The organism is Streptomyces sp. NPDC093591 (assembly GCF_044764885.1).
GTDB lineage: Bacteria > Actinomycetota > Actinomycetes > Streptomycetales > Streptomycetaceae > Streptomyces.
In genome coordinates this window covers 212,906-235,406 of sequence record NZ_JBIWIY010000016.1, presented here as the reverse complement: position 1 = coordinate 235,406, position 22,501 = coordinate 212,906, and the positions used below count along the sequence as shown (strand labels likewise).

Sequence of the window (22,501 nt, the reverse complement as noted above, 5' to 3'; positions counted from 1 at the left end):
TCCAAGCGTCAGACGACCTGGTGGAGCCAGCGGACCGGGGCGCCCTCGCCCGCGTACCTGAAGGGTTCGAGTTCGTCGTCCCACGGCTTGCCCAGCAGCTTGGCGATCTCCGCCTCCAGGTCCGTCTCGCCGCGCTGGGAGCGGGCCAGGGCGGCGCGCAGGCGGTCCTCGGGGATCAGGATGTCGCCGTGAATGCCGGTGACCGCGTGGAAGATGCCCAGGTCGGGGGTGCAGCTGTAGCGCTCGCCCTCGGCGGTGGGGCAGGGCTCGGCGGTGACCTCGAAGCGCAGGAGGTGCCAGCCGCGCAGGGCCGACGCCAGCTTGGAGGCGGTGCCCGCCTCGCCCTGCCAGGAGAACTCCGAGCGCCAGGTGCCGGGCGCGGCGGGCTGCCGGATCCAGTCGAGGTTGACGCGTGTGCCGAGCACCCCGGCGACGGCCCACTCGACGTGCGGGCACAGCGCGCGCGGCGCGGAGTGCACGTACAGAACTCCACGTGTCGTCACCGGGACCTCCGGGCAGAGCGGACATCTTGCGAACTGGCGGACGGCAGTGGCCGGGCGGCCACGTTGATGGCGAGGCTACCGTGCTGCGGCGCAAGGAGTGTGACGTACCGTCGGTCCCGGTGCCGCGAAACGCCCGCCATTCACCCGCCAGGACGCTTGTACGGGTGTGAGCCGTTGCATGAGACGGGCGGGAACCCTCGTGCGTTGTTATTGGTTGGAAACCATGACGGGTCAACCATGACGGGGCCGAGCGAGGGGATGGACCAGGGCATGCGGAAGCGACGGCACGTTGCGCGCGTTGTCTTCGCCGCCGTGGCCGCGGCTGTGCTGGGCGCCGCCGGCTGTGACGCCGTGGGCGGCAACTCCCCGGCGCCGTCCGGCACGGGCGCGCAGAGCGCGCGTCCGTCGCCGAAGCCGCCCCCGGCCTGGGACCGCAGCCCTGCCTCGATCGCGGCGGTGGGCGACTCCATCACGACCGCTTTCGACGCGTGTGCGGTCCTGTCGGACTGCCCCGAGGTCTCGTGGGCGACCGGCGGCAGTGCGCGGGTCGACAGTCTCGCCGTACGGCTGCTGGGGAAGGCGAAGGCGGCCGAGCGGAGCTGGAACTACGCGGTGACCGGGGCGCGGATGGCGGACGTGGCCGGTCAGATGAGCCGGGCCGTGGCGCGCGAGCCGCAGCTGGTGACGGTGATGGCGGGGGCGAACGACGCCTGCCGGGACACGACGGCCGCGATGACGTCGGTGGCCGACTTCCGGACGCAGTTCGAGGACGCCATGGGCACGCTGCGGGACGCGCTGCCGAAGGCGCAGGTGTATGTGGCGAGCGTGCCGGATCTGATGCGGCTGTGGGAGCAGGGACGTACGAACCCCATGAGCAAGCAGGTGTGGGGGCTCGGTATCTGCCCGTCCATGCTGAGCGAGCCCGACTCCCTCACCACGGCGGCGAACCAGCGGCGCGAGACGGTGCAGAAGCGGGTCGAGGCGTACAACAAGGTGCTGGAGGAGGTCTGTGCGAAGGACCGCCGGTGCCGGTTCGACGGCGGCGCGGTGTACGAGTTCCGGTTCGGTGCCGAGCAACTGAGCCAGTGGGACTGGTTCCACCCGAGTGTGGACGGTCAGGCGCGGCTGGCCGAGATCGCCTACCGCACGGTCACGAACTAGTGTTCCGCTCATGAGCGAACACTTCGGCACACTTTCCGACGGCACTCCGGTACAGCGCTGGACTCTGGAGCGCGCGGGCGTGCGGGTACGTGTCCTGTCGTACGGGGGCATCGTGCAGTCGCTGGAGGTGCCGGACCGGGAGGGGCATGCCGGGGACGTGGTGCTGGGGTTCGCCGGTCTGGACGGCTATCTGTCCCACCCGGGGCCGTATTTGGGCGCGCTCATCGGGCGGTACGCCAACCGGATCGCGGGCGGCCGTTTCCCGCTGGACGGCGTGACGTACGCGCTGGATCCGAACAACGCGCCCAACTCCCTGCACGGCGGCGAGCGCGGTTTCGACAAGCGGGTGTGGGAGGTGACGCCGGTCGAGCACGGTGTGCGGCTCAGCAGGGTCAGCCCGCACGGCGAGGAGGGCTTCCCGGGGCGGGTCGAGGTCTCGGCGACCTACACCCTGGAGGCCGACGGCGCGCTGCGGATCGCGTACGAGGCGGTGACGGACGCGCCGACCGTGGTGAACCTGACCAACCACAGCTACTTCAATCTGGCCGGGGCCGGGTCCGGCGACGCGGGCGGGCATGAACTGCGGCTGGTCGCTTCCCGGTTCACCCCGGTCGACTCGGATCTCATCCCGACCGGCTCCCTGGACGAGGTGGCGGGCACGCGCTTCGACTTCCGTCAGGCGCGGAAGGTGGGGGCGGGATACGACCACAACTTCGTGCTCGACAAGGGGGTGACGGCGAGTGCGGTGGAGGTCGCCGAGCTGTACGACCCGTCGACCGGGCGGGCGCTGACGGTGGCTACCACCGAGCCCGGCCTCCAGCTCTACACCGCCGACCATCTGAGCGAGCCCTTCGCCCCGGGCGACGGCATCGCGCTGGAGACCCAGCACTTCCCCGACTCCCCGAACCGTCCGGAGTTCCCGAGCACCGTGCTGCGGCCGGGCGAGGTGTTCCGCTCGGAGACGGTGTACGGCTTCTCGGTGCGCTGACGGGCCTTGAGCGTACGAGCCCCGGTCCAGGTGTCAGGGGCCTGGACCGGGGCTGTTCCTGGGTACTTCTCCCGGATCAGACGTTAATCGTCGTCGCCACCCGACGGTCGGCGATCGAGCGCCCGGCCTGGATCTCGTACGAACCCTTCACAAGGGTCCACGAATTGGTCTTCTCGTCCCAGATCTCAAAGGCACGGCGCGGGAGGTCGATCACCGCTTCGGCGGTCTCCCCCGGCCCCGCCGTCACGCCCGCGAAGCCGGCCAGCCACCGCGCGGGGCGGTCGGCGTCCGGCTCGCCCGGCGCCAGATAGACCTGTACGACCTCCCGCCCCGCGCGCTCGCCCGAGTTGCGGACGCGGACCCTGACCGTCGTGTCCTGGGCCTCGACGGACTCGTACGTCCAGTCGGTGTAGCCGAGGCCGTGCCCGAAGGGGTACGCCGGGACCCTGCCCTCCTTCTCCCAGGCGCGGTAGCCGATGAAGACGCCCTCGGTGTAAGGGAGTTCGCCGTTCGAGGGGACGACCTGGCTGACCGGGGCGTCGGCCAGGGAGCCCCAGGTGGTGGGCAGTCGGCCGCCCGGCTCGTGCGCGCCCGTGAGGACGTCCGCCAGGGCGGCGCCGCCCTCCTGCCCGGGGAACCAGCTCAGCAGGACGGCGGCGACGTCCTCGTGCCACGGCAGCTCCACCGGGGAGCCGGAGTTGACGACCACGACGGTGTGGGGATTGGCGGCGGCGACGGCGCGAACCAGGTCGTTCTGGCGGCCGGGCAGGGTGAGGTCCGTGCGGTCGAAGCCCTCGGACTCGACGCGGTCGGTGGTGGCGACCACGACGACGGCGGTTTCGGCGTTCCGCGCCGCTTCGACGGCCTCGGCGATGAGCTCGTCGGGGTCGCGCCGCGGGTCCTGGTGGGCCAGGGCGAAGATGACCGCCTGCATCGGGATGTCGGCGGTGCCTTCGACGACGTACGTGAGGGAGACCTCGACCGGTTCGCCGGCGGTCAGTTCGACCTGGGCGCGGGGTGTGGGCTCGCCGAAGAAGGTGATGAAGGGGTCGTCCTTCGCGGGGCTCTGGACGGCGTCGAAGTACGTCGCGGCGCCGATGGTGAGCTTGAAGGTGCCGATGCCCTGGATGCCGAAGGTGTGCGTGCCGCTCTCGCGCGGGGTGAAGGTGCCGGTCAGCTCGACGGTGTGCAGCCGCTCGTGGGTGACCCCGTCGGGCAGGGCCGAGGGCCCCATCCACTTGAGCTGGCCGCCCGGCGCGGAGTCGGAGCCGATGACGTCGCCGTCGGTGTCCCGGCACACGGCGCGCAGCTCGAAGCCGACGTCGAAGACGGAGAGTTCGGTGTTCGGGTCGGCGCCGACGGCGTAGGTGAGGGTGCCCTCGGGGAGGGCGGCGGTGAGGCCGTCGAGCGGGGAGACGATGCGGGCGGGGAAGACGGTGGCGGAGCCGCCGCCGAGGATGCGGGCGTCGCGGGCGGCGGCGCCGATGAGCGCGACGGTGCCGTTCGGCCGCAGCGGGAGGGCACCTCGGTTGCGTACGAGGACGAACGAACGGCGGGCGATCTCGCGGGCCAGTGCGCTGCCGTCGACGGTCTCGGGGAGCTCGGTGACGACGGGCTCGGCACCCTCCAGGATGCCGACGCGGGCGGCGAGCCGCAGGACGTTGCGCACGGCGTCGTCCACCTTGGCCTCGGCCACCTCCCCGTCCCGTACCGCCTGGGCGAGGGCGGCGCCGTAGACGGTCCCCGGGCCCGGCATGGCGACGTCGAGGCCGCCCTCGATGGCGCCCTTCGTCGAGCGGGCGGCCAGCCAGTCGGAGACGTTGAAGCCGTCGAAGCCCCATTCGCCGCGCAGGACCTCGTTCACCAGGTGGTGGTGCTCGGTCATCGTCGTGCCGTTGACCGTGTTGTAGGCGGTCATGATGCCCCAGGGGTGGGCGTTCTCGACGATGATCTCGAAGGGCGCCAGGTACAGCTCGCGCAGGGCGCGTTCGCTGACGGTGTTGTTCACCGTGAAGCGGTCGGTCTCGGCGTCGTTGGCGACGAAGTGCTTGACGGTGGTGCCGACGCCGCCGGACTGGACGCCGTTCACATAGCCCGCGCCGATCGTCCCCGTCAGGTACGGGTCCTCGCTGTAGGCCTCGAAGTGGCGCCCGCCGAGCGGGGAGCGATGGAGATTGACGGTGGGGGCGAGGAGCACGTGCACGCCCTTGCGGCGGGCCTCCTGGGCGAGCAGGACCCCTGCCCTGCGGGCGAGTTCGGGGTCCCAGGTGGCGGCGAGGGCGGTGGGAGAGGGCAGCGCGACGGACGGGTCGTCGGCGGTCCAGCGCACACCCCGGACGCCGATCGGGCCGTCGGACATGACGAGGGACTTCAGGCCGATCCCGGGGAGCGCGGGCAGGGTCCACATGTCCTGGCCGGAGAGCAGCCGTGCCTTCGCGTCGAGGTCGAGTCCGGCGAGGGCGGCCTCGACGACCGCCTCGCGTGCGGCGTCGTCGGCCTGAGTGCGGGTTCCCGCCATCGCGGTGCCTCCTCGTTGGGTCAGGGCGCGTCTCCATCCTTCCTCGGCACCTACGGAGGTTTCGAAACCGCGACCGTCGATTGATCGCCGGGCGCGGTTGCCCGGAGGTGCGTTTCTCAGGCTGCCGGGCGAACGCCTCCCGCGCGGACGGCGGCCACGACCTCGACCTCGACGCGGGCTTCCGGCCGGAAGAGCCTCGGCACCTCGAAGGTCATGCTGGTGGGCGGGATGCCGGTGAGGAACTGCCGCGGGCCTGCTCGGCGAACTCGCCCTCGCCGGTCAGGAATAACCAGCCCGTCCGGCGTTTGAGGACGAGGCCGCACCAGGCCTGCTGGACCGGCTGGGTGCGGGGGATCTCGATCTGCGGCAGGGCTTCCGGCCGCGTGTGGCGCACGTCGTCGGTGAGTGGACCGCCAAGCAGGGCTACGTCGCCGCCGGACTCGGCGTGGCCCTGGTCCCGGCGCTGGCCGCCGCGTCCGTGCGACCGGACGGTGCCGGTGTCCACACCATGGCGTAGACCACTCCCGTCACGGGATACTTCCGGCGTCCCACACCATGCACGCTCCCCCACCGTGACGGAAGGACCGGAACTCCCTTGAATTCCCTACGCGTTCGCATCGGCGTCCTCGGACTGGCCCTGCTGACCGGCCTCTCGGCCTCCACGGCCGGGACCGCCACCGCGGCCGCCACCGCGGCGGCGCCCGCGCCGACCGTCGAGGAACAGCGCCTCGACAGGACGGTCCCCCTGGAGATCCTGCGCCGCTCCGGATTCGACGCCCCGGTAACGGAGTTCGCCCGCGATCTCGGCACCGCGAGCTCGTACGCGCAGGCCCGGCGCGTCGTCGTGCACGAGGGGACGGCGCTGTGGCGGCGGGCCGTCGACCGGGCGCAGGGGCGTGGTCCGGCGGGCGGGGATCTCAGCCGGGACGACGATCGGCCGCTGTACTGGGCGCGGTTGTCGATGACGCGGGAGGTGCGGACCTGGGAGCCGGGGTTCGGGTTGAGCGACAGCCAACGGGCCGCCCTGCTCGACGTGTTGGAGCGGACCTCGCGCGGTCACACCGACATCCGCCATCCGCACGGCAAGGGGCTGAAGCGGATCCTGGTCACCGGGTTCGACCCCTTCACCCTCGACCGGGACATCCGTATCTCCAACCCGTCCGGGGCCACCGCGCTCGCCCTCGACGGCACGGTGATCGAGACCGCGGACGGTCCGGCGCGGGTGGAGACCGCCGTGTTCCCGGTGCGCTGGCGGGACTTCGCCGAGGGAACCGTGGAGCGGACGCTGCGGCCGTATCTGAAGCAGGTCGACCTGTTCACGACCGTGAGCCAGGGGCGCGTCGGGCGGTTCGACATCGAGCGGACCAACGGGGCCTGGCGGGGCGGCTTCGGGGACAACGACAACGTCGGCCGGTCCGGGACGATCCCCGTCGCCGACCCGGCCTCGCAGCCGCAGTGGACGACGACGACCCTGCCGTACAAGGAGATCGTCGCAGCGGACACCGGGCGCTTCCCCGTGTACGACAACACGAGCGTGACCGAGATCCCGGCGGACGGCACGCAGCCCGTCGTACGGCCGGACGGGCCGACGCCCGGGTCGACCGCGCGGGCCGGGGGCGGCGGGGACTACCTGTCCAACGAGATCGCCTACCGGGCGACGCTGCTCCGGGACCGGCTGGGGCTGCACGACGTACTGCCGGGCGGGCATGTGCACACGCCGGTGCTGCAGTTCGGGGCGGGCAACACGGATCCGGCGACCGGGTCGGTGACCGACCCCGAGTTCGTCCACAACCGGCTGGACATCATCGCCCAGGTGCGGACGATCCTGAAGGTGGCGGCGGGCAGCCCGGTCACCAGCTGACGGTCTCCGAGTCGGGCGCGGGCGCCGCTTCCTCCTGGGTCTCCTCGCCCAGCAGCTCCCGCGCCATGAGGGTGGCGCCCGCGACGGCCCCCGGCATCAGGAACACCGCGACGAACGGCACCAGGAAGGCCGCGGCCAGGGGTGTGCCGAAGCCCCACACCAGGGTCTTGCGGGAGCGGAGCAGGGTCAGGCGGTCGCGGAGTCCGACGCGGCGGCGCTGGAGGGCGACCGCCGTGAGCTCCTCGGTGAGGAAGAAGCCGGTGACGACGACACCGATCACTGGTACGACCGTCTGGCCGACGACCGGGATGAAACCGAGGGCGAAGAGCAGGACGCCCCAGACGGCGGCGCGCAGCACGATCCGCAGGCTGTCGCGGCCCGAGATCCACAGCTCGCGCCAGAGCGGCAGGCCGGACTCGGGGGCCGTGCCGTCGGGGGAGACGTCCCGGTCGACCTTCTCGGAGAGGTTCTCGTAGAAGGGCTGGCCGATCAGGAGCGTGACCGCGGTGAAGGTGACCACGGAGAGGAGGAGGCCGAGGGCGAACAGAACGGCGGTGAGGAAGCCGCGGAAGAGGCCCTGCCAGGGGCTCGACCAGTCGTCGGCGAACGGCGTCGACCAGGACACGAGGTCCGCGCCCCACAGCGCGAGCGCGACCAGGGCGGCCGCGTAGAGCACCAGGGTGATCAGGCCGGGGATCAGCCCGAAGCCGTACTGCTTGCCGTGCCGGGCCACCCACCGCTGGCCCTTGAGGAGATACCGGAACCCTGTCCCAAGATCGCGCATGCAGGGCACTCTAGTCCGGCCGTGTCACACCGCAGTCACGGTCGTTTCGACGCCCGGTCACCGCGGCCCCTCACACCGGCGTCACCGTCACCACGACCCCCTGCTCGGCCGCCGGGCTCACCGCCGCCGACACCCGTACCGCCGCCGCCCGGGCCACCCGCCCCGCGCGCGACGCCCCGGCCAGCAGCAGGGGCTGTATCCGCTCCAGCCCGGTCACCAGGAGCTCCTCCCCGGCGATCAGCGCCGGACGCGCCGCCTTCGTGGTCGCCGCCGCTGCCTCCGTGAGGTCGGCGAGGGGCGGGAGGGTCACGCGGACCACGTTCGCGCCGGCGGCGGCCGCACGCTCGGCCAGGGCCACCTGGAGCGGGATCAGGGGCGTGAGTGCGGCCGTCAAGGCGTCGGCGATACGGCCGAGTTCCGGGGACGACTCGCGCAGGACCTCCGCCGTGGAGCGGAGCAGCGGGGTCAGGGCGAGCAGGGCGCCCGCGGCCACGCCGGCCGTCGCCGGCAGCAGGGGCGACGCCGCCTCGACCAGCTCGCCGAGCGCCGCCGCGAACTCCTCCACCGCCGGCTCCACCGCGTCCAGCACCGGCAGCAGGCTGTCGCCCAGCGCGGCCAGCAGGGCCTGTGCCGGTTCGCTCACCGGGTGGACCGCGAGGGGCGCTCCGCTGGTGCCGAGGCGGGTGAGGGTCTCGACGATGCGGTAGAAGGCCTCCTGGGCCTGCGGTGAGGCGCTTGCCTCGGCCAGTTCGGCGGTGGTCCGCCGCAGTACGCGCAGGGCCTCGGCTCCCGATCCGTCCCTGGGGTCGAAGGTGTTGATGGCGATGCGGGTGATGTTCCCGGCCGTCTCCAGGAGTTGGCCGGTGATGTCCGTCGTGCCGCGTGCCATGCGGAGTACGTCGTCCCTGCTGGGGAGCGAAGGGATCGTCGCCATGGTCCTCTCCTCGCCTCCTGCCGCCGCCGGTGCGCTCTCAGCATGCCCCGTCCGGCGGCCCCCGCATGGGCCATCCGGGCCATCCGTGACGCCAACTCCCTCTTGTTGCGGTTGAGTCGAACAGGTACATCTCGCCGTACCGATCTCAGGAAGTTCCGGAGGAGGTACGCGTGCGCACCACGAGAACCGTTCCTGCGAGACCCGTTCCGATCATCGCCCTCGCCGTCACCACGGCGGGCTCCCTGCTCCTCACCCCGCACACGGCGGTCGCCGACCCGCGGCCCCCGGTCCACCGCGAGGCCGCGCTCGACCGGCAGGCCGCGCGGACGCCCGCGAGCGCCGCCCAGCGCGCCCTGGGCACAGCCGAGGCGGCGTCCGAAGCGGCCTCGGCGGCCATCGCCGACGACAGCCGCGGCTACCCCCGCCGGCAGGTCCTCACCCCCGGCCCCGAGAACCCGGCCGACAAGTCCATCAAGCTCGGCCTCACCCCGTACCACGCCATCGCGCCCGAGCTGAACGCCCTGCAGGCCCTCGGCGACCGGGTGAGCGTCGAGGTCGCGGGCCGCTCGGCCGGCGGGCACCGGCTCTATCTCGTCACCGTCACCGCCCCGGAGACCGCCCGTCAGACCCGGGCCCAGGCGCGGATGCGGGAGCTCATCGAGAACGTACCCGCCGTCGCCGCCAAGTCCCCCGAGATCAAGCGGACCTACAAGACCCCCGTCTTCTTCAACAACAACATCCACGGCAACGAGTGGGAGGGCACGGACGCCTCCCTGAGGCTCATCGAGCGGCTCGCCACCGCCAAGGACGCGGACACGCGCGACCTGCTCGCCCACAGCCGCCTGTACTTCAACATCACCGCCAACCCGGACGGCCGTATCGCCGGAACCCGCGCCAACGCGAACGGCTTCGACATGAACCGGGACTTCGTCACCGCCTCGCAGCCCGAGGTGCGGGCGATGCGGCAGATCATGACCGCCAAGCAGCCGGCCGTCATGCTCGACCTGCACGGCTACGTCAACGGCACCCTCATCGAGCCCACCACTCCCCCGCACGGCGAGAACTACGAGTACGACCTGTTCCTGAAGAACACCTACGCCAACGCCCTCCGTATGGAGTCCGCCGTCAACGGCCTCGGCTACACGCCCGCCGAGGACGGTGTGCAACCGGCCCAGATCCCCTTCCGTGACCAGGAGGAGGGCTGGGACGACTGGCCGCCGATCTTCACCCCGCAGTACGCGGCCTTCCACGGCACGGTCGCCGCGCACACGGTGGAGATCCCGATGCGGGTGAACAACGCCGACTACAACACCCTGCCGGTCGCCGAGCTGCGCCGCCGGTCCGCGATCAACGTCGACGTCGCCGGGGCCGCCCTGCGCGCCACCCTCGACTTCGTGCGGTCCAAGCGCGCCTCGCTCGTCGCCGACCAGATCGAGGTCTTCCGGCGGGGAGCCGCGGGCGCCGCGCAGGTGCCGGTGTCACCCGAGACCGTCCCGGGCGTCCCCGGCATCGGCCCCGAGGACGTCTACACGACCACCTTCCCGCGCGCGTACGTCATCCCGGCCGCCGGAACCGCCGCCGCCCGCCTCGTCGACCACCTCCTCGCCAACGACGTACGGGTCACCCGCGCCACCCGCTCCTTCCGGCTGGGCGGCCGGACGTACGCCCCGGGCTCGTACGTCGTCGACATGCACCAGCCCAAGCGCGGCCTCGCGAACGCGCTGCTCGCGGACGGGCGGGACATCAGCGACAAGGTCTCGGTGATGTACGACATCTCCGGCTGGAGCCTCGGCCGGCTGTGGGGCGCGGCGGTGGAGACCCTGCCGCGCATGCCGTACGACGGCCTCCTGCGCCCGGTCCGTGCGACGGCCTCCGTCGCGTACGTCGCCCCGCGCGGCGATCTGCGGCTGGGGCTCGTCGACCCGAGCGAGGTCGCCGCGCTCAACTCCCTGCTGCGGCAGGGCGTCGAGGTCCGCCGCGCCGCCGACGGCAGCGCGATCGTGCCGGGCTCGGCGCGCCGGCAGGCCGCTGAGGCCGCCCGCGCGTACGGCGTCGCCTTCCACGCGACGAAGGTCACCGGCACCGCCCCGCTGCACCGCACCCGCGTCGCCGCGGCCGTGACCGCGGGTGAGCTGTTCGCGCTGCGGGAGATGGGCTTCGAGGTCACGCCGGTCTCGACGGCTGTGCTGAACGCCGGGTTCGACTGGTCGGCGGTGGATGTGCTGTTCGTGTCGGCGGGGCTCGACCGCGACGACCTGGACGCGGACGCCCGTGCGGCCCTGGACGCCTTCCTCGACGGGCACGGTCTCGTCGGCCGGGGTGCCACGGGGGCCGCGCTCAGCTCGTCGGCCGGGCTGCTGGCGGCGAAGCCGGTCGAGGGCAACGGAAACGCCAACGGCGTGGTGCGCGTCGTGAATTCGGGCGGCGCCCTGATGGATGGCGCTCCGGAGTACGGCTTCGTGTACGCGCCCGTGTGGTTCACCGACCTCGGGCCGCAGGTGCGCGTCGAGCAGGCGTACGCGACCGGGAACCCGCTCGTCTCCGGGCACTGGCGGCCTTCGGAGGACGGCTCGGGCGGGCCCGCGGACGCGGCGGGGCAGGCCTCGGTGATCAGCGGCCCGCGGGCCGTGCTGTTCGGCACCGAGCCGCTCTTCCGCGATCATCCGAAGGGGGAATTCGCCCAGGTCGGACGGGCGTTGTTCGCCATGGCACAGGCAAGCGGCTCAGGTGAGGAGAGCGGATGACGCAGGAGATCCACGGGACCGTCGCGGACGGCTTCGAGGGGGTGCGCGAGGAGTTCGCGGCGTTCGTGGCGGGGGAACTGCCCGACTACGAGGGGCAGTTGTGCGCCCATGTGCGAGGCCGCCGGGTGGTCGACCTGTGGGTGGGTGACGGCTGTGAGGCCGACTCCCTCTACGGCGTGTTCTCGTCGACCAAGGGCGCCGCTCACCTCGTGGTCGCGCTTCTCGTGCAGGACGGCACGCTGGAGCTGGACCGCAAGGTGACGTACTACTGGCCGGAGTTCGGGGCCGAGGGCAAGGGCGGACTGACGCTGCGCGATCTGCTCGCGCACCGTGCGGGGCTGATCGGGCTGGACGCCGGGTTCACCAGGGACGAGCTGGCCGACGATGCCGCCATCGCCGAACGGCTCGCGGACCAGCGGCCGTTCTGGCGCCCCGGCACGGCCTTCGGCTATCACGCGCTCGTCATCGGCGCGCTCGCCGGTGAGGTGGTACGGCGGGCCACGGGCCGTTCGCTCCAGGAGGTGTACGAGGAGCGGGTGCGGGCGCCGTACGGCCTGGACTTCCACCTCGGACTCCCCGAGGAGCTGGAGCCCCGCTACCGCTCCGTGCGGCCGATGGCCCCGACGCCGGAGCAGCAGGCGGTGCTGGACTCGGTGCCGAGAGGGCCGCACACCCTGGCCTCGATCGCCTTCAACACGCATGTGCCGGACCCGGGCGAGCTGGTGGACCACGCCAACTCCCGTACGGTGCGCGCCAAGGGGCCCGCGTCGGCGGGCGGGGTGGCGGCCGCGCGCGGGCTCGCCGGGATGTACGCGGCGGCGATCAGCGAGGTCGACGGGCGGCCGCCGCTGCTGAAGCCGGACACCGTCGCCGAGGTCGGCCAGATCCATTCGACCGGGTACGACCTGGTGGCCCGGACGCACAAGTCCTTCGGGCTCGGCTTCCAGGCGGTCTCCGACACGTGGTACCCGTTCCTGGGCGCGGGGGCCTTCGGCCACAGCGGGGCGGGGGGTTCGCAGGCGTTCGCGGACCCGCGCAGTGGGCTGGCGTACGGCTACACCCGGCGTCGGTGCGCGTTTCCGGGCGGGGCGGCGCCGGAGAACGAGCGGTTCGTGCGGGCCGTTCACTCGGCGGCCTTGGCGAGCTGAGACATCGCGCACGGCCACCGTGCGCGACAGAGGCCGCACCCCACGTCCAGGGGTGCGGCCTCCGCCGTGGCAACGAACCGTGTCAGACCGGCGTCACGGCTCAGACCAGCGTCACGGTGATGTTGCCGTGGGTCGCCTTCGAGTACGGGCAGACCTGGTGGGCCTTCTCGAGGAGCCCCTTGGCGGTCTCCACGTCGACGTTCGGGATCTCGGCGGAGATCTCGACGATGATCCCGAAGCCGTCGTCGTTCTTGCCGATGCCGACCTTCGCGGTGACGGTCGAGCCGGAGATGTCGGCCTGCTCCTGGCGGGCGACGACGCCCAGGGCGCCCTGGAAGCAGGCGCTGTAGCCGGCCGCGAACAGCTGCTCCGGGTTGGTGCCGGCGCCGCTGCCGCCCATCTCCTTGGGCGGGTTCACGACGACGTCGAGCCTGCCATCGTCGGTGGCGACCCGGCCGTCGCGGCCGTTGTGGGCGGTGGCGACGGCGGTGTACAGGACGTCGGACTGCTGGATGGACATGCGGTGTCTTCCTCCTCGGTCCGCCGCGACTCGCGCCCACGATCGCGACGGAATTCGGAAAGAAGTTACCGCATGCCGGAAATCCAGCACCAGACCCGGAGGTCGTCGGGCCGTCGGGCCGTCAGGCGCAGTCAGAGCTTGACGATCATCTTCCCGGTGTTGTCGCCGCGCAGGACCCCGAGGAACGCCTCCAGGTTGTTCCCGATGCCCTCGACGACCGTCTCGCGGTACTTGAGCTGCCCGGACGCGACCCAGGGGCCGACCTCCTGGACGAACTGCGGCTGGAGGTCGTAGTGGTCGCCGACGAGGAGGCCCTCCATGCGGCCGCGGGTCGCGATGAGGCGGGCGAGGTTCTTCGGGCCGGGGGCGGGCTCGGTGTTGTTGTAGACCGAGATCATGCCGCAGATGGCGATCCGGCCGTGCGTGTTGAGCCGTCCGATGGCGGCCTCCAGGTGGTCGCCGCCGACGTTGTCGAAGTAGACGTCGATACCGTCCGGGGCGGCCTCGCGCAGCTGCTCGCTCACCGAGCCGTTCTTGTAGTTGAACGCGGCGTCGAAGCCGTACTCCTCGACCAGCAGCTTGACCTTCTCGTCGGACCCGGCCGAGCCGATGACCCGGGAGGCGCCCTTGAGCTTCGCGATCTGGCCGACCTGACCGCCGACGGCACCGGCCGCGCCGGAGACGAAGACGACGTCGCCCTCCTTGAAGGACGCGGTGCGCAGCAGGCCGGCGTAGGCGGTGAGGCCGGTCATGCCGAGGACGCCGAGGTACGTGGACAGGGGCGCGGCGTCCGGGTCGACCTTGACGGCGTTCTTCGCGTCCACGGCCGCGAACTCGCGCCAGCCGAAGAAGTGCAGGAGGTGATCACCGACGGCGATCCCCTCGGCGTTGGAGGCCACCACCTCGCCGACCGCGCCGCCCTGCATGACCTTGCCCAGCTCGAAGGGGGCGACATAGGACTTGGCGGCACTCATCCGGCCGCGCATGTACGGGTCCACGGAGAGGTACTTGTTCCGGACGAGCACCTGCCCCTCGCCGGGCGTCGGCATCTCGGCCTCGACCAGGGCGAAGTCCTCGGCCTTGGGCCAGCCGACGGGGCGGGAGAGGAGGTGCCATTCGCGGTTGATCATGGGGGGCGCCTTTCCGGTTTACTTCAGTACCTGAAACAACCATGCTCCTGAATATTTCAGGATGTCAAGTAACCGGGTACCCTGAGAGCATGGCCACTGCACCCAGGACCCGCCGCCCCGATGAGCTGACCCTCGAAGTCGTCGACCTCATCGGCGCGGTCGTGGCCCGCTACCACGAGGAGTACGACGAGGCCGCCGCCGAGCACGCCCTCACCGGCGCGCAGGCCCGGCTGCTGAGCCTGCTGTCCCTCGAACCGCTGCCGATGCGGAAGCTGGCCCAGCGGCTGCGGTGCGAGCCGTCGAACGTGACCGGCATCGTGGACCGGCTGGAGTCCCGGGGCCTGGTGGAGCGCCGCCCGGACCCGGCGGACCGGCGCGTGAAGCTGGCGGCGGCGACGGACGAGGGCCGACGGGTGGCCCGCAGCCTGCGGGAGTCACTGCGGTTCGCGCGGGAGCCGCTCGCGGGGCTCTCCGAGGAGGAGCGGCTGGCGCTGCGGGATCTGCTGCGGCGGATGCTGGGCGTGGACGTCTAGGCCGCGGTTGCCGGGGCGCCCTGGTGCGGGTGGGCCTCGTCAGGGAGGGGCCGCGTCACTGCTGGACCTCGTCACGGGTGAGCGCCGTCACGGCTGGACCTCGTCACGGGCGGGCGTCGGGCTCTCGGCGCGTCCGGCCGCCGCGAGCAGCGCCAGGAGCGCCAGGACGGCGAGCAGGACGAGCGCGAGCAGCAGGATCGTGAGCGCGGTGGGTTCGTTCCACAGCGCGAAGAAGAAGGCCAGGACCACCAGAGCGGACAGGGCGATCGACCGGCGGTAGGTCTGCGCCCACACGCCGACCCGTCCGGCCCGGATCTCGTGCCCGTACGCCCAGGCCGCGACGGAGTCCGCGGTGCGGTCCGAGGCGCGGCGGATCGCCACCGGCAGTCGCCCGGGGCCGATCAGACAGGCGCCGAGCGCGACCAGGATCCCGAGCACGATCGTCGTGCGCAGGGCGGCCCGCGGGAAGCGCAGCAGCGTGTCGAAGACGGCCGCCGCGGCCGCGTCCGACTGCACGGCGGCCGGGAGATGGTCCAGGTAGTAGCGGCGCGCGACGACCAGGGCGATGACCGCCACCAGGGCGGCGAAGGCGGCGCCCAGTCCGGTACGGGCCAGCGCGCGCCGCCGGCTGCGGGCCAGCAGCACCCCGGCCGCGCCGGTCACCACGGTGAGGACGGGCAGCCAGTAGCCGGCCACGTCCAGCAGGTGAGCGCCGTCGCGGATCTTCTCCAGCTCCTCGGACTGGAACAGCACCAGCTGTTTGTCGACCCGGGGGATGTGGCCCGCGGGCGACAGCCCTTCGGCGACGAGCTCCCGCTTCACCTGCTCGACGAGCGTGCCCACATCGAGGGTCACCGTGCCGTCCGCGACCCCCACGGCACCCCGGCCCTCTCCGGTGAGGGCGTGCACGACGGCGTGGTGGGCCTGTTCGTTGGCATTCTTCCAGGTGGTGGCGAAGGCGTCGCTGTGCACGATCCGTCGGACGACCTTCGTCACCGCGCCGTGCACGGCCGAGTCGATCTGCGGCCCGAGCCCCCGGACGGCCGCGGTGGCCCGGGGCGGCAGGCCCTGGGAGCGCAGCCAGTCGGCGAGTTCCGCGGCGGCCCGGTCGCCGTCGATGCGGACGTCCACGGCCTCGGAGATCCGGTCGACGGCCGCGTCCTGGACGGCCGGCTCGGTGGCCAGCGGGGCGACCGTGTACACGTACCGGTCGGTGTCGAGCGCGATGTCGTGGACCCACACCGTGAGCAGTACGACGGGCACGAGGACGCAGGTGACCACGATCAGCACCGCGGAAGCCGTGGCCCGGGCGATCCGCCCGGGCGCGGAGGGCCTGCGCGCGGCACTCATGCGGACTCCAGCTCGTCCAGGGGCCCCTCCCTCCCCTCCATTGCGTCCGCGCAGCACGCGAAGGGCACGCCGGGCAGGTCCATACGGGTCCTGCGTGGCGTGCCCCGAGGCCGACCGAAGTTGCGAATGTGAACGCTCTACACGCACCGCCGAGCGGGACGGTTCACGTGCACCACCACAGGAACCGGTTGCACGTCTCCGACGGCGACGGGTCCGGGGTCGGGTCCGACGCGGTCGGTTCCTCCGTCGGCGCCTGGGTCGCCGGGTCGGACGTCGGGGCGGGGTCCGAGGTGGACGTGCCGGAGCCGTCGCCGCCCGTCGCCGCCGACTGTGTGGCCTTGTCGGAGGTCTTGTCCTCGTCCTTCTTCTTGTCCTCGTCCTTCGGCGACTTCGAGGCCGAGGGCGACGTCGAGGGATCCGGTGACGGTGAGCTCTTCCCGTCCGCCCCCGTCGTGCCGTCCGTCGCGTCGGGGGACGCGGACACCTCCCCCGCCGCCGCGCCCTCCGCGGACTCGTCCCCGGCCGCCGCAGGCTTCGGGCTCGAGCCCGGGGCGTCCATGCCGAGTTCCGCGAGGCTCAGACCCCCGGCGGCCAGGACGAACCCGGCGGCGATCAGCAGGGCCCGGCGACGGCGGCGGCGGTGCGCGGCGGCCTTGCGATCGCGACGGCTCACACCGCCCGCGGACTCCTCGTCGTCGTCCAGGTCGTCCGGGTCGTCGCGGTCGTCGTCGTGCTCCGGCTCGTCGTCGTAGGCGTCGCGGCCGTCGCGGCCGTCCGGGTACGCGCCACCCTGGCCGTCGTGGTGACCGTGGTCGTGGCCTTGGTCGTCCCGGTACGCGCCGTCCTGGGGCGCGTAATCGTCCCGGTACTCGCCACCGCCGTACTGGTCGCCCCCGTACGCGCCACCGCCGTACCCGGCACCCCCGTACTCGCCACCGCCGTACTGGCCCTCGTACCCGCCGCCGTACGAGCCCCCGGCTCCCATGGGCCCCACCGGCCCGCCCACCGCCTGAGCAGCCCCCTGTACGGCCGTCTGAGCCGGTATCTGCTGGGCCATGGGTGACATCTGCGGATACACGTCACCCGCGCCCGCGTGCACGCGTAGCTGTTCGACCGTGGCGCCGCACCCGGGGCAGGCGAGGGCGCCGTTCAGGTGCCGTCGGCACGGGTGGCAGTAGTCCATGACGCGGGAAGACTAGGTTCCGCACAGGGATCGTTCCTAGAGCCTCCCGTGAAGATTGTGTGCGGAACTGGTCTTTCCGGATTACTCAGTTGAGGTCAAGCCCGACCATTCGCCGCGATCCCTCCGGCGCCGGGTTCCGAAAAACGCCGAGCGGTCCGTCACACGGCAGGCGTGTGACGGACCGCGTCGGTGCGCAGCGCCCTTCCGGTCAGGTCTGCTTACGGGTCGTCATCGCCCGCTGGATCAGGATGAACGCGCAGAGCAGCACACCGGTGGCGATCTTCGTCCACCAGGAGCTGAGCGTGCCCTCGAACTGGATGATGCTCTTGATCAGGCCCAGCACGAGGACACCGAACAGGGTGCCCAGGACGTAACCGGAGCCGCCCGTCAGCAGCGTGCCGCCGATGACGACCGCGGCGATCGCGTCGAGTTCCATGCCGACGGCGTGCAGCGGGTCGCCGGACTGGATGTACAGCATGAACAACAGGCCGGCCAGCGCAGAGCAGAAGCCGCTCATCGTGTACACGGCGATCTTCGTGCCGCCCAGGGGGAGCCCCATCAGCAGCGCGGACTGCTCGTTGCCGCCGATGGCGTACACCCGGCGGCCGAAGCGCGTGTAATGGAGTATGTAGAAGGCGGCGGCGAGGACGACCAGGGCCACGATGGCGCCGATCGACAGCTCCCCCAGCCCCAACGACACGCGTGTCTGGGCCATGCTGCTCACCATGGAGTCGCTGATGGAGATGGACTCCTTGCTGATGACCAGGCACAGGCCCCGGAAGAGGAAGAGGCCGGCGAGGGTCACGATGAACGGCTGGATCTCGAAGTTGTGGATCACATAGCCCATGAGGAAGCCGCCGAACGCGCCCACGCTCAGGGCGATCGGGATGACCAGCAGCAGCGGCAGGCCCTGGCGCTCCACCAGCCATGCCGTGAACATGGTGGTGAAGCCGATCAGCGAGCCCACGGACAGGTCGATTCCGCCGGACATGATGACGAAGGTGGCGCCGACGGCGGCGACCAGCAGATAACCGTTGTCGATGAACAGGTTGAGGAAGACCTGCGGTTCGCCGAACCCGTAGTTCTGGTACCGGCTGAGACCGGTGATGTACATCGCGAGGAACAGGGCGGCCGTGACCAGGACGGGCAGCCGCCGGTCGCCGAGCAGGCGGGTGACCGCGGACGCCTGGGACGCCGTACGGCCTGTCGGCGCCGTGGGGGTCTTGGTGGTCGCACTCATCGCGACACCTCCATCTTCGGGGCGGCGTCGGCGGCGGGAGCGGCCGGAGCCGGGGCGGCGGCCCGGCGCAGCCCCTTGGGGCCCTTGGCGCCGAAGACCTTGGCCCGGAACTTCGGGGACTGCAGCAGGCAGACGATGATGACGACGACGGCCTTGAAGACCAGGTTGGTCTGGGTGGGCACGCCGATGGTGTAGATCGTGGTGGTCAGGGTCTGGATCACGAGGGCGCCGACCACCGTGCCGCCGATCGAGAACCGGCCGCCGAGCAGCGAGGTGCCGCCGATGACGACGGCGAGGATCGCGTCCAGCTCGATCCACAGGCCGGCGTTGTTGCCGTCCGCGGCCGAGGTGTTGGAGCTGATCATCAGGCCCGCGATGCCCGCGCACAGGGCGCAGAACATGTACACCATGATCTTGATGCGCCGGGACCGGATGCCGACCAGGCGGCTGGCCTCGGCGTTGCCGCCGACCGACTCCACGAGCAGGCCGAGCGCCGTACGGCGGGTCAGGGCCACCGTGACGGCCACGACCACGGCCACCACGAAGATGGAGAAGGGCAGGGTCAGCCAGTAGCCGCCGCCGATCAGCTTGTACGGCTCGCTGTTGATGGTGATGATCTGGCCGTCGGTGATCAGCTGGGCGACACCGCGTCCGGCGACCATGATGATCAGGGTCGCGATGATCGGCTGGATGCCCATCCGGGCGACCAGGAAGCCGTTCCACAGACCGCAGACGACGGCCGCCACCAGGCCTATGCCCATCGCCAGGAAAACTCCGGCCAGGGCGTTCTGGTCGGCCTGGTCACTGATGTACGAGCAGGTCAGGGCGCCGGTGATGGCGACCACGGCACCCACCGACAGGTCGATGCCGCCGGTGGCGATGACCAGGGTCATGCCGACCGCCACCAGGATCAGGGGCGAGCCGAAGAGCACGATCGAGACGAGGCTGCCGTAGAGGTGGCCGTCCGTCATCCTGATCGCGAAGAAGTCGGGGGTGAAGGGGACGTTGACGAGCAGCAGGGCTACCAGGACCGCGACCGGCCAGAACAGGTGGTGGTGCGTCAGCGCTCGCCAGCGGGAAGTCGCGGCCATGGACGGGGTGCTCATGCGTGTTCTCCGCTCGCGATGGTCTCCAGGATCTTGCTGGTGGTGATCTCCGGCCCGTTGGTGAGTCGCGCGACCAGCTTGCGGTCTCGCAGCACGCCGATGGTGTGGCTGAGGCGGAGGACCTCCTCCAGCTCGGCCGCGATGTAGAGCACGGCCATGCCGTCCTCGGAGAGGGACACCACGAGCTTCTGGATCTCGGCCTTGGCACCGACGTCGATGCCGCGCGTGGGCTCGTCGAGGATCAGCAGCTGCGGCTGGGTGATCAGCCAGCGGGCGAGCAGCACCTTCTGCTGGTTGCCGCCGCTCAACTGGCCGACCCTGGCCTCGGGGTTGGCGGGGCGGATGTCCAGGGCCTTGATGTACTTGGCGACGAGTTCGTCGCGCTGGGCGACCGGGATGGGCCGGGCCCAGCCGCGCGCCGCCTGGAGGGCGAGGATGATGTTCTCCCGCACCGTCAGATCGGGGACGAGCCCCTCGGTCTTGCGGTTCTCCGAGCAGAACGCGACTCCGGCGCCGATGGCGTCGTTCGGGGCGCTCATCGAGACCCGCTTGCCGCCGATGGTCACCTTGCCGCTGTCGGGCTGGTCGGCGCCGAAGAGCAGCCGGGCCAGTTCGGTGCGGCCCGAGCCCAGCAGTCCGGCGAGGCCGATCACCTCGCCCTTCTTGATCTCCAGGTCGAAGGGGGCGATGCCGCCGGTGCGGCCCAGCCCCTCGGCCTCGACCAGGGTCTCGCCGACATCGGAGCGCAGCTGGTGCTCGTGCAGCTCCTCCAGCTGGTCCAGGGCCTTGCCGATCATCAGCTCGATCAGCGCGACCTGGTCGAGGTCGCGGACCATGTGCTCGCCGACCAGGGTGCCGTTGCGCAGCACGGTCATGCGGTCGCAGATCTCGTAGATCTGGTCGAGGAAGTGCGACACGAAGAGGATCGCGACGCCCTCGTCCCGCAGCCGCCGCATCAGGCGGAAGAGTTCGAGGACCTCGTCGCGGTCGAGGCTGGACGTGGGCTCGTCCAGGACGAGCACCTTGGTGCCGGAGCCCTCGCCGTCGCTGTCGCCGTGGCCCACCGACCGTACGATCGCGACCAGTTGCTGCACGGCCAACGGGTACGAGGACAGGGGTGCGGTCACGTCGATGTCGAGGCCGAGGCGGTCGACCATCTCCGCGGCCTCCTTGCGCATCCGCTTCCACTGGATGCGGCCGGCGCGCGTGGGTTCACGTCCGATGAAGATGTTCTCCGCCACCGAGAGGTTGGGGCAGAGGTTGACCTCCTGGTAGACGGTGCTGATGCCGGCGTGCTGCGCCTGCAGCGGGCTGCCGATGTGCACGGTCTTGCCGTCGAGGGTGACGGTGCCGCCGTCCAGGGAGTGAACCCCGGTCAGCACCTTGATCAGCGTGGACTTCCCCGCGCCGTTCTCGCCCATGAGGGCGTGGATCTCGCCGGGGAAGAGCCGGAAGTCGACGCCCGACAGAGCCCGTACCCCCGGAAACTCCTTGACTATGCCCGTCATTTCCAGAACGGGCCTCGGCTCTGCCATACCTCTCCTAGTGAGGGACCCACCGGCTTTACCCGGTGGGGGAACTCAGTCCGTGTGGGGTGATTGCGCCCCGTATCGAGCTGCCGCAGGCCCACAGGGCCTGGCCGACCGGGCTAAGGCCGGCCAGAGGCTCCTGCCGGTTGGTGCGGTGGTCAGTACTTGCGGGTGGGGAGCGCGTCCTTGGCCTGGTCCTGCATGAAGTCGCTCTCCTTGGTCTTGATCCAGCGCTCGACCGTCTCGCCCGCGTGGACCTTCTTCACGACCTCCATCAGCTGGGGGCCGAGCAGCGGGTTGCACTCGACGATCGCGTTGATCTTGCCTTCGGACATCGCGACGAAGCCGTCCTTCACGCCGTCGACCGTGACGATCAGGATGTCCTTGCCGGGCTTCTTGCCGGCCGCCTCGATGGCCTGGATGGCGCCGATACCCATGTCGTCGTTGTGCGCGAACAGCACGTCGATGTCCGGGTTGGACTGCAGGAAGGCCGCCATGACCTGCTTGCCGCCGGCGCGGGTGAAGTCACCGGTCTGGCTGACGACGATCTTCCAGTCGTCCGCGTGATCGGCGTCCATGACCTCCTTGAAGCCCTTGGCGCGCTCGATCGCGGGGGCGGCACCGGTGGTGCCCTCCAGCTGGGCGATCTTCACGTCGCCCTTGTGGCCGGCCTTCTCCAGGACCTTCTCCAGGATCTTGGCGGCGCGCCGGCCCTCGTCCGTGAAGTCGGAGCCGACCAGGGTGACGAACAGGGACTCGTCGCTCTCCACGGACCGGTCGGTCAGGATGACCGGGATCTTCGCGGCCTTGGCCTCGTTGAGGATGGCGTCCCAGCCGGTGACGACGACCGGGGAGAAGGCGATGACGTCGACCTTCTGCGCGATGTAGCTGCGGATCGCGGAGATCTGGTTCTCCTGCTTCTGCTGCGCGTCGGAGAACTTGAGGTTGTAGCCCGCCTCCTTGGCGGCCGACTTCACCGAGTCGGTGTTGGCGGTGCGCCAGCCGCTCTCGGAGCCGACCTGGGAGAAGCCGAGGGTGATCGTCTTGCTGCCGCCGGAGGAGCCGGAGGTGTCGCCGTCCTCCTTGGCGCAGGCCGCCAGGGTGCCCGCAGCCGCCACGCCGACCGCCGCGGTGAGGAAGTTCCGTCTGTTGAGCATGTGCCTTCTCCTTTGAAGAGCCGGTCCGGGGATGGGCCCCTGGGACTCGGTGGTCACTCGGTGAGACCGGCCGGCCGCGGCGCGTCCAGCCTGTCGATCATTGTTCGAAATA

19 protein-coding genes and 2 pseudogenes are annotated in these 22,501 nt (G+C 71.3%); 7 read left to right on the top strand and 14 right to left on the bottom strand.

Annotation, left to right across the window (positions count from 1 at the left end; genetic code table 11):
• Positions 1-8: 8 nt before the first annotated feature.
• Entirely contained in the window at positions 9-503 is a 495-nt protein-coding gene (locus tag ACIREI_RS31490; protein WP_194046559.1) for a DUF3145 domain-containing protein, read from the bottom strand.
• A gap of 270 nt (positions 504-773) precedes the next feature.
• On the opposite strand from ACIREI_RS31490, the gene ACIREI_RS31485 reads away from it, so the two are divergent.
• Complete coding sequence (locus ACIREI_RS31485; protein ID WP_403339932.1) at positions 774-1,664, top strand: SGNH/GDSL hydrolase family protein; 891 nt, start codon at positions 774-776, stop codon at positions 1,662-1,664.
• Between the two features lie 10 nt (positions 1,665-1,674).
• A complete protein-coding gene (locus ACIREI_RS31480; RefSeq protein ID WP_403339929.1) occupies positions 1,675-2,652 on the top strand; it encodes an aldose epimerase family protein in 978 nt (325 codons plus the stop codon).
• Between the two features lie 76 nt (positions 2,653-2,728).
• On the opposite strand, the gene ACIREI_RS31475 is transcribed toward ACIREI_RS31480, so the two are convergent.
• The 3 genes and pseudogenes from ACIREI_RS31475 to ACIREI_RS31465 form a co-directional block, all read right to left on the bottom strand.
• A complete protein-coding gene (locus ACIREI_RS31475) occupies positions 2,729-5,170 on the bottom strand; it encodes a glycoside hydrolase family 3 protein (RefSeq protein WP_403339926.1) in 2,442 nt (813 codons plus the stop codon).
• Between the two features lie 116 nt (positions 5,171-5,286).
• A pseudogene (locus ACIREI_RS31470) lies at positions 5,287-5,418 on the bottom strand (RidA family protein); the annotation flags it as partial.
• Complete coding sequence (locus ACIREI_RS31465; RefSeq protein ID WP_403340065.1) at positions 5,382-5,564, bottom strand: hypothetical protein; 183 nt, start codon at positions 5,562-5,564, stop codon at positions 5,382-5,384. The pseudogene ACIREI_RS31470 and the gene ACIREI_RS31465, both read right to left, overlap by 37 nt.
• Here ACIREI_RS31465 and ACIREI_RS31460 point away from each other — a divergent pair.
• Positions 5,523-5,660, top strand: a pseudogene (locus ACIREI_RS31460) (LysR substrate-binding domain-containing protein); the annotation flags it as partial. The gene ACIREI_RS31465 and the pseudogene ACIREI_RS31460 overlap by 42 nt on opposite strands.
• 105 nt (positions 5,661-5,765) lie before the next feature.
• Positions 5,766-7,031: a pyroglutamyl peptidase gene (locus tag ACIREI_RS31455; protein WP_403339923.1), complete on the top strand. Its 1,266-nt coding sequence runs from the start codon at positions 5,766-5,768 to the stop codon at positions 7,029-7,031.
• On the opposite strand, the gene ACIREI_RS31450 is transcribed toward ACIREI_RS31455, so the two are convergent.
• Complete coding sequence (locus tag ACIREI_RS31450; protein WP_403339920.1) at positions 7,021-7,815, bottom strand: EI24 domain-containing protein; 795 nt, start codon at positions 7,813-7,815, stop codon at positions 7,021-7,023. The genes ACIREI_RS31455 and ACIREI_RS31450 overlap by 11 nt on opposite strands.
• Before the next feature lie 70 nt (positions 7,816-7,885).
• A complete protein-coding gene (locus ACIREI_RS31445) occupies positions 7,886-8,749 on the bottom strand; it encodes a hypothetical protein (RefSeq protein ID WP_403339917.1) in 864 nt (287 codons plus the stop codon).
• Between the two features lie 170 nt (positions 8,750-8,919).
• Between ACIREI_RS31445 and ACIREI_RS31440 the strand changes: the two genes are divergently transcribed.
• Positions 8,920-11,493: a M14 family zinc carboxypeptidase gene (locus ACIREI_RS31440; RefSeq protein WP_403339914.1), complete on the top strand. Its 2,574-nt coding sequence runs from the start codon at positions 8,920-8,922 to the stop codon at positions 11,491-11,493.
• Positions 11,490-12,641, top strand: a complete 1,152-nt coding sequence (locus ACIREI_RS31435) for a serine hydrolase domain-containing protein (RefSeq protein WP_403339911.1) — start codon at positions 11,490-11,492, stop codon at positions 12,639-12,641. The genes ACIREI_RS31440 and ACIREI_RS31435 overlap by 4 nt, the downstream gene beginning before the upstream one ends.
• A 100-nt stretch (positions 12,642-12,741) precedes the next feature.
• Here ACIREI_RS31435 and ACIREI_RS31430 read toward each other — a convergent pair whose 3' ends face one another.
• Entirely contained in the window at positions 12,742-13,161 is a 420-nt protein-coding gene (locus ACIREI_RS31430) for an organic hydroperoxide resistance protein (RefSeq protein ID WP_403339909.1), read from the bottom strand.
• 131 nt (positions 13,162-13,292) lie between these two features.
• Positions 13,293-14,291, bottom strand: coding sequence for an NADP-dependent oxidoreductase (locus ACIREI_RS31425; protein WP_403339906.1), 999 nt, complete (start codon positions 14,289-14,291; stop codon positions 13,293-13,295).
• 89 nt (positions 14,292-14,380) lie between these two features.
• Here ACIREI_RS31425 and ACIREI_RS31420 point away from each other — a divergent pair, with 89 nt between their 5' ends.
• The gene (locus ACIREI_RS31420) at positions 14,381-14,824 is read left to right on the top strand and encodes a MarR family winged helix-turn-helix transcriptional regulator (RefSeq protein WP_403339903.1); all 444 of its coding nucleotides are present in this window, start codon (positions 14,381-14,383) and stop codon (positions 14,822-14,824) included.
• Positions 14,825-14,911: 87 nt separating this feature from the next.
• Here the strand turns inward: ACIREI_RS31420 and ACIREI_RS31415 are convergent, their stop codons facing one another.
• The 6 genes from ACIREI_RS31415 to ACIREI_RS31390 all read right to left on the bottom strand — a co-directional run bounded on the left by ACIREI_RS31415 (position 14,912) and on the right by ACIREI_RS31390 (position 22,389).
• On the bottom strand, positions 14,912-16,174 hold the full coding sequence (locus ACIREI_RS31415; protein ID WP_403339901.1) for a hypothetical protein: 1,263 nt from the start codon (positions 16,172-16,174) through the stop codon (positions 14,912-14,914).
• A 163-nt stretch (positions 16,175-16,337) separates the two neighbouring features.
• On the bottom strand, positions 16,338-17,357 hold the full coding sequence (locus ACIREI_RS31410) for a hypothetical protein (protein ID WP_403339898.1): 1,020 nt from the start codon (positions 17,355-17,357) through the stop codon (positions 16,338-16,340).
• Between the two features lie 208 nt (positions 17,358-17,565).
• On the bottom strand, positions 17,566-18,597 hold the full coding sequence (gene yjfF, locus ACIREI_RS31405; protein ID WP_403339895.1) for a galactofuranose ABC transporter, permease protein YjfF: 1,032 nt from the start codon (positions 18,595-18,597) through the stop codon (positions 17,566-17,568).
• Positions 18,594-19,688 (bottom strand): ABC transporter permease, encoded by a 1,095-nt coding sequence (locus ACIREI_RS31400; protein ID WP_403340051.1) that lies wholly within the window; start codon positions 19,686-19,688, stop codon positions 18,594-18,596. The genes yjfF and ACIREI_RS31400 overlap by 4 nt, the downstream gene beginning before the upstream one ends.
• Before the next feature lie 11 nt (positions 19,689-19,699).
• Positions 19,700-21,238, bottom strand: coding sequence for a sugar ABC transporter ATP-binding protein (locus ACIREI_RS31395; RefSeq protein WP_403339893.1), 1,539 nt, complete (start codon positions 21,236-21,238; stop codon positions 19,700-19,702).
• 152 nt (positions 21,239-21,390) lie between these two features.
• Positions 21,391-22,389 (bottom strand): ABC transporter substrate-binding protein, encoded by a 999-nt coding sequence (locus ACIREI_RS31390; protein ID WP_403339891.1) that lies wholly within the window; start codon positions 22,387-22,389, stop codon positions 21,391-21,393.
• Positions 22,390-22,501 lie beyond the last annotated feature (112 nt).

Excerpts from the sequence above, each read along its gene's own strand:
- ACIREI_RS31410 (WP_403339898.1), bottom strand. The coding sequence starts at position 17,357 with ATGGACTACTGCCACCCGTGCCGACGGCACCTGAACGGCGCCCTCGCC.
- ACIREI_RS31395 (WP_403339893.1), bottom strand. The coding sequence starts at position 21,238 with ATGGCAGAGCCGAGGCCCGTTCTGGAAATGACGGGCATAGTCAAGGAG.
- ACIREI_RS31425 (WP_403339906.1), bottom strand. The coding sequence starts at position 14,291 with ATGATCAACCGCGAATGGCACCTCCTCTCCCGCCCCGTCGGCTGGCCC.
- ACIREI_RS31420 (WP_403339903.1), top strand. The coding sequence starts at position 14,381 with ATGGCCACTGCACCCAGGACCCGCCGCCCCGATGAGCTGACCCTCGAA.
- ACIREI_RS31400 (WP_403340051.1), bottom strand. The coding sequence starts at position 19,688 with ATGGCCGCGACTTCCCGCTGGCGAGCGCTGACGCACCACCACCTGTTC.
- ACIREI_RS31475 (WP_403339926.1), bottom strand. The coding sequence starts at position 5,170 with ATGGCGGGAACCCGCACTCAGGCCGACGACGCCGCACGCGAGGCGGTC.
- ACIREI_RS31445 (WP_403339917.1), bottom strand. The coding sequence starts at position 8,749 with ATGGCGACGATCCCTTCGCTCCCCAGCAGGGACGACGTACTCCGCATG.
- yjfF (WP_403339895.1), bottom strand. The coding sequence starts at position 18,597 with ATGAGTGCGACCACCAAGACCCCCACGGCGCCGACAGGCCGTACGGCG.
- ACIREI_RS31390 (WP_403339891.1), bottom strand. The coding sequence starts at position 22,389 with ATGCTCAACAGACGGAACTTCCTCACCGCGGCGGTCGGCGTGGCGGCT.
- ACIREI_RS31415 (WP_403339901.1), bottom strand. The coding sequence starts at position 16,174 with ATGAGTGCCGCGCGCAGGCCCTCCGCGCCCGGGCGGATCGCCCGGGCC.
- ACIREI_RS31430 (WP_403339909.1), bottom strand. The coding sequence starts at position 13,161 with ATGTCCATCCAGCAGTCCGACGTCCTGTACACCGCCGTCGCCACCGCC.
- ACIREI_RS31450 (WP_403339920.1), bottom strand. The coding sequence starts at position 7,815 with ATGCGCGATCTTGGGACAGGGTTCCGGTATCTCCTCAAGGGCCAGCGG.
- ACIREI_RS31435 (WP_403339911.1), top strand. The coding sequence starts at position 11,490 with ATGACGCAGGAGATCCACGGGACCGTCGCGGACGGCTTCGAGGGGGTG.
- ACIREI_RS31480 (WP_403339929.1), top strand. The coding sequence starts at position 1,675 with ATGAGCGAACACTTCGGCACACTTTCCGACGGCACTCCGGTACAGCGC.
- ACIREI_RS31485 (WP_403339932.1), top strand. The coding sequence starts at position 774 with ATGCGGAAGCGACGGCACGTTGCGCGCGTTGTCTTCGCCGCCGTGGCC.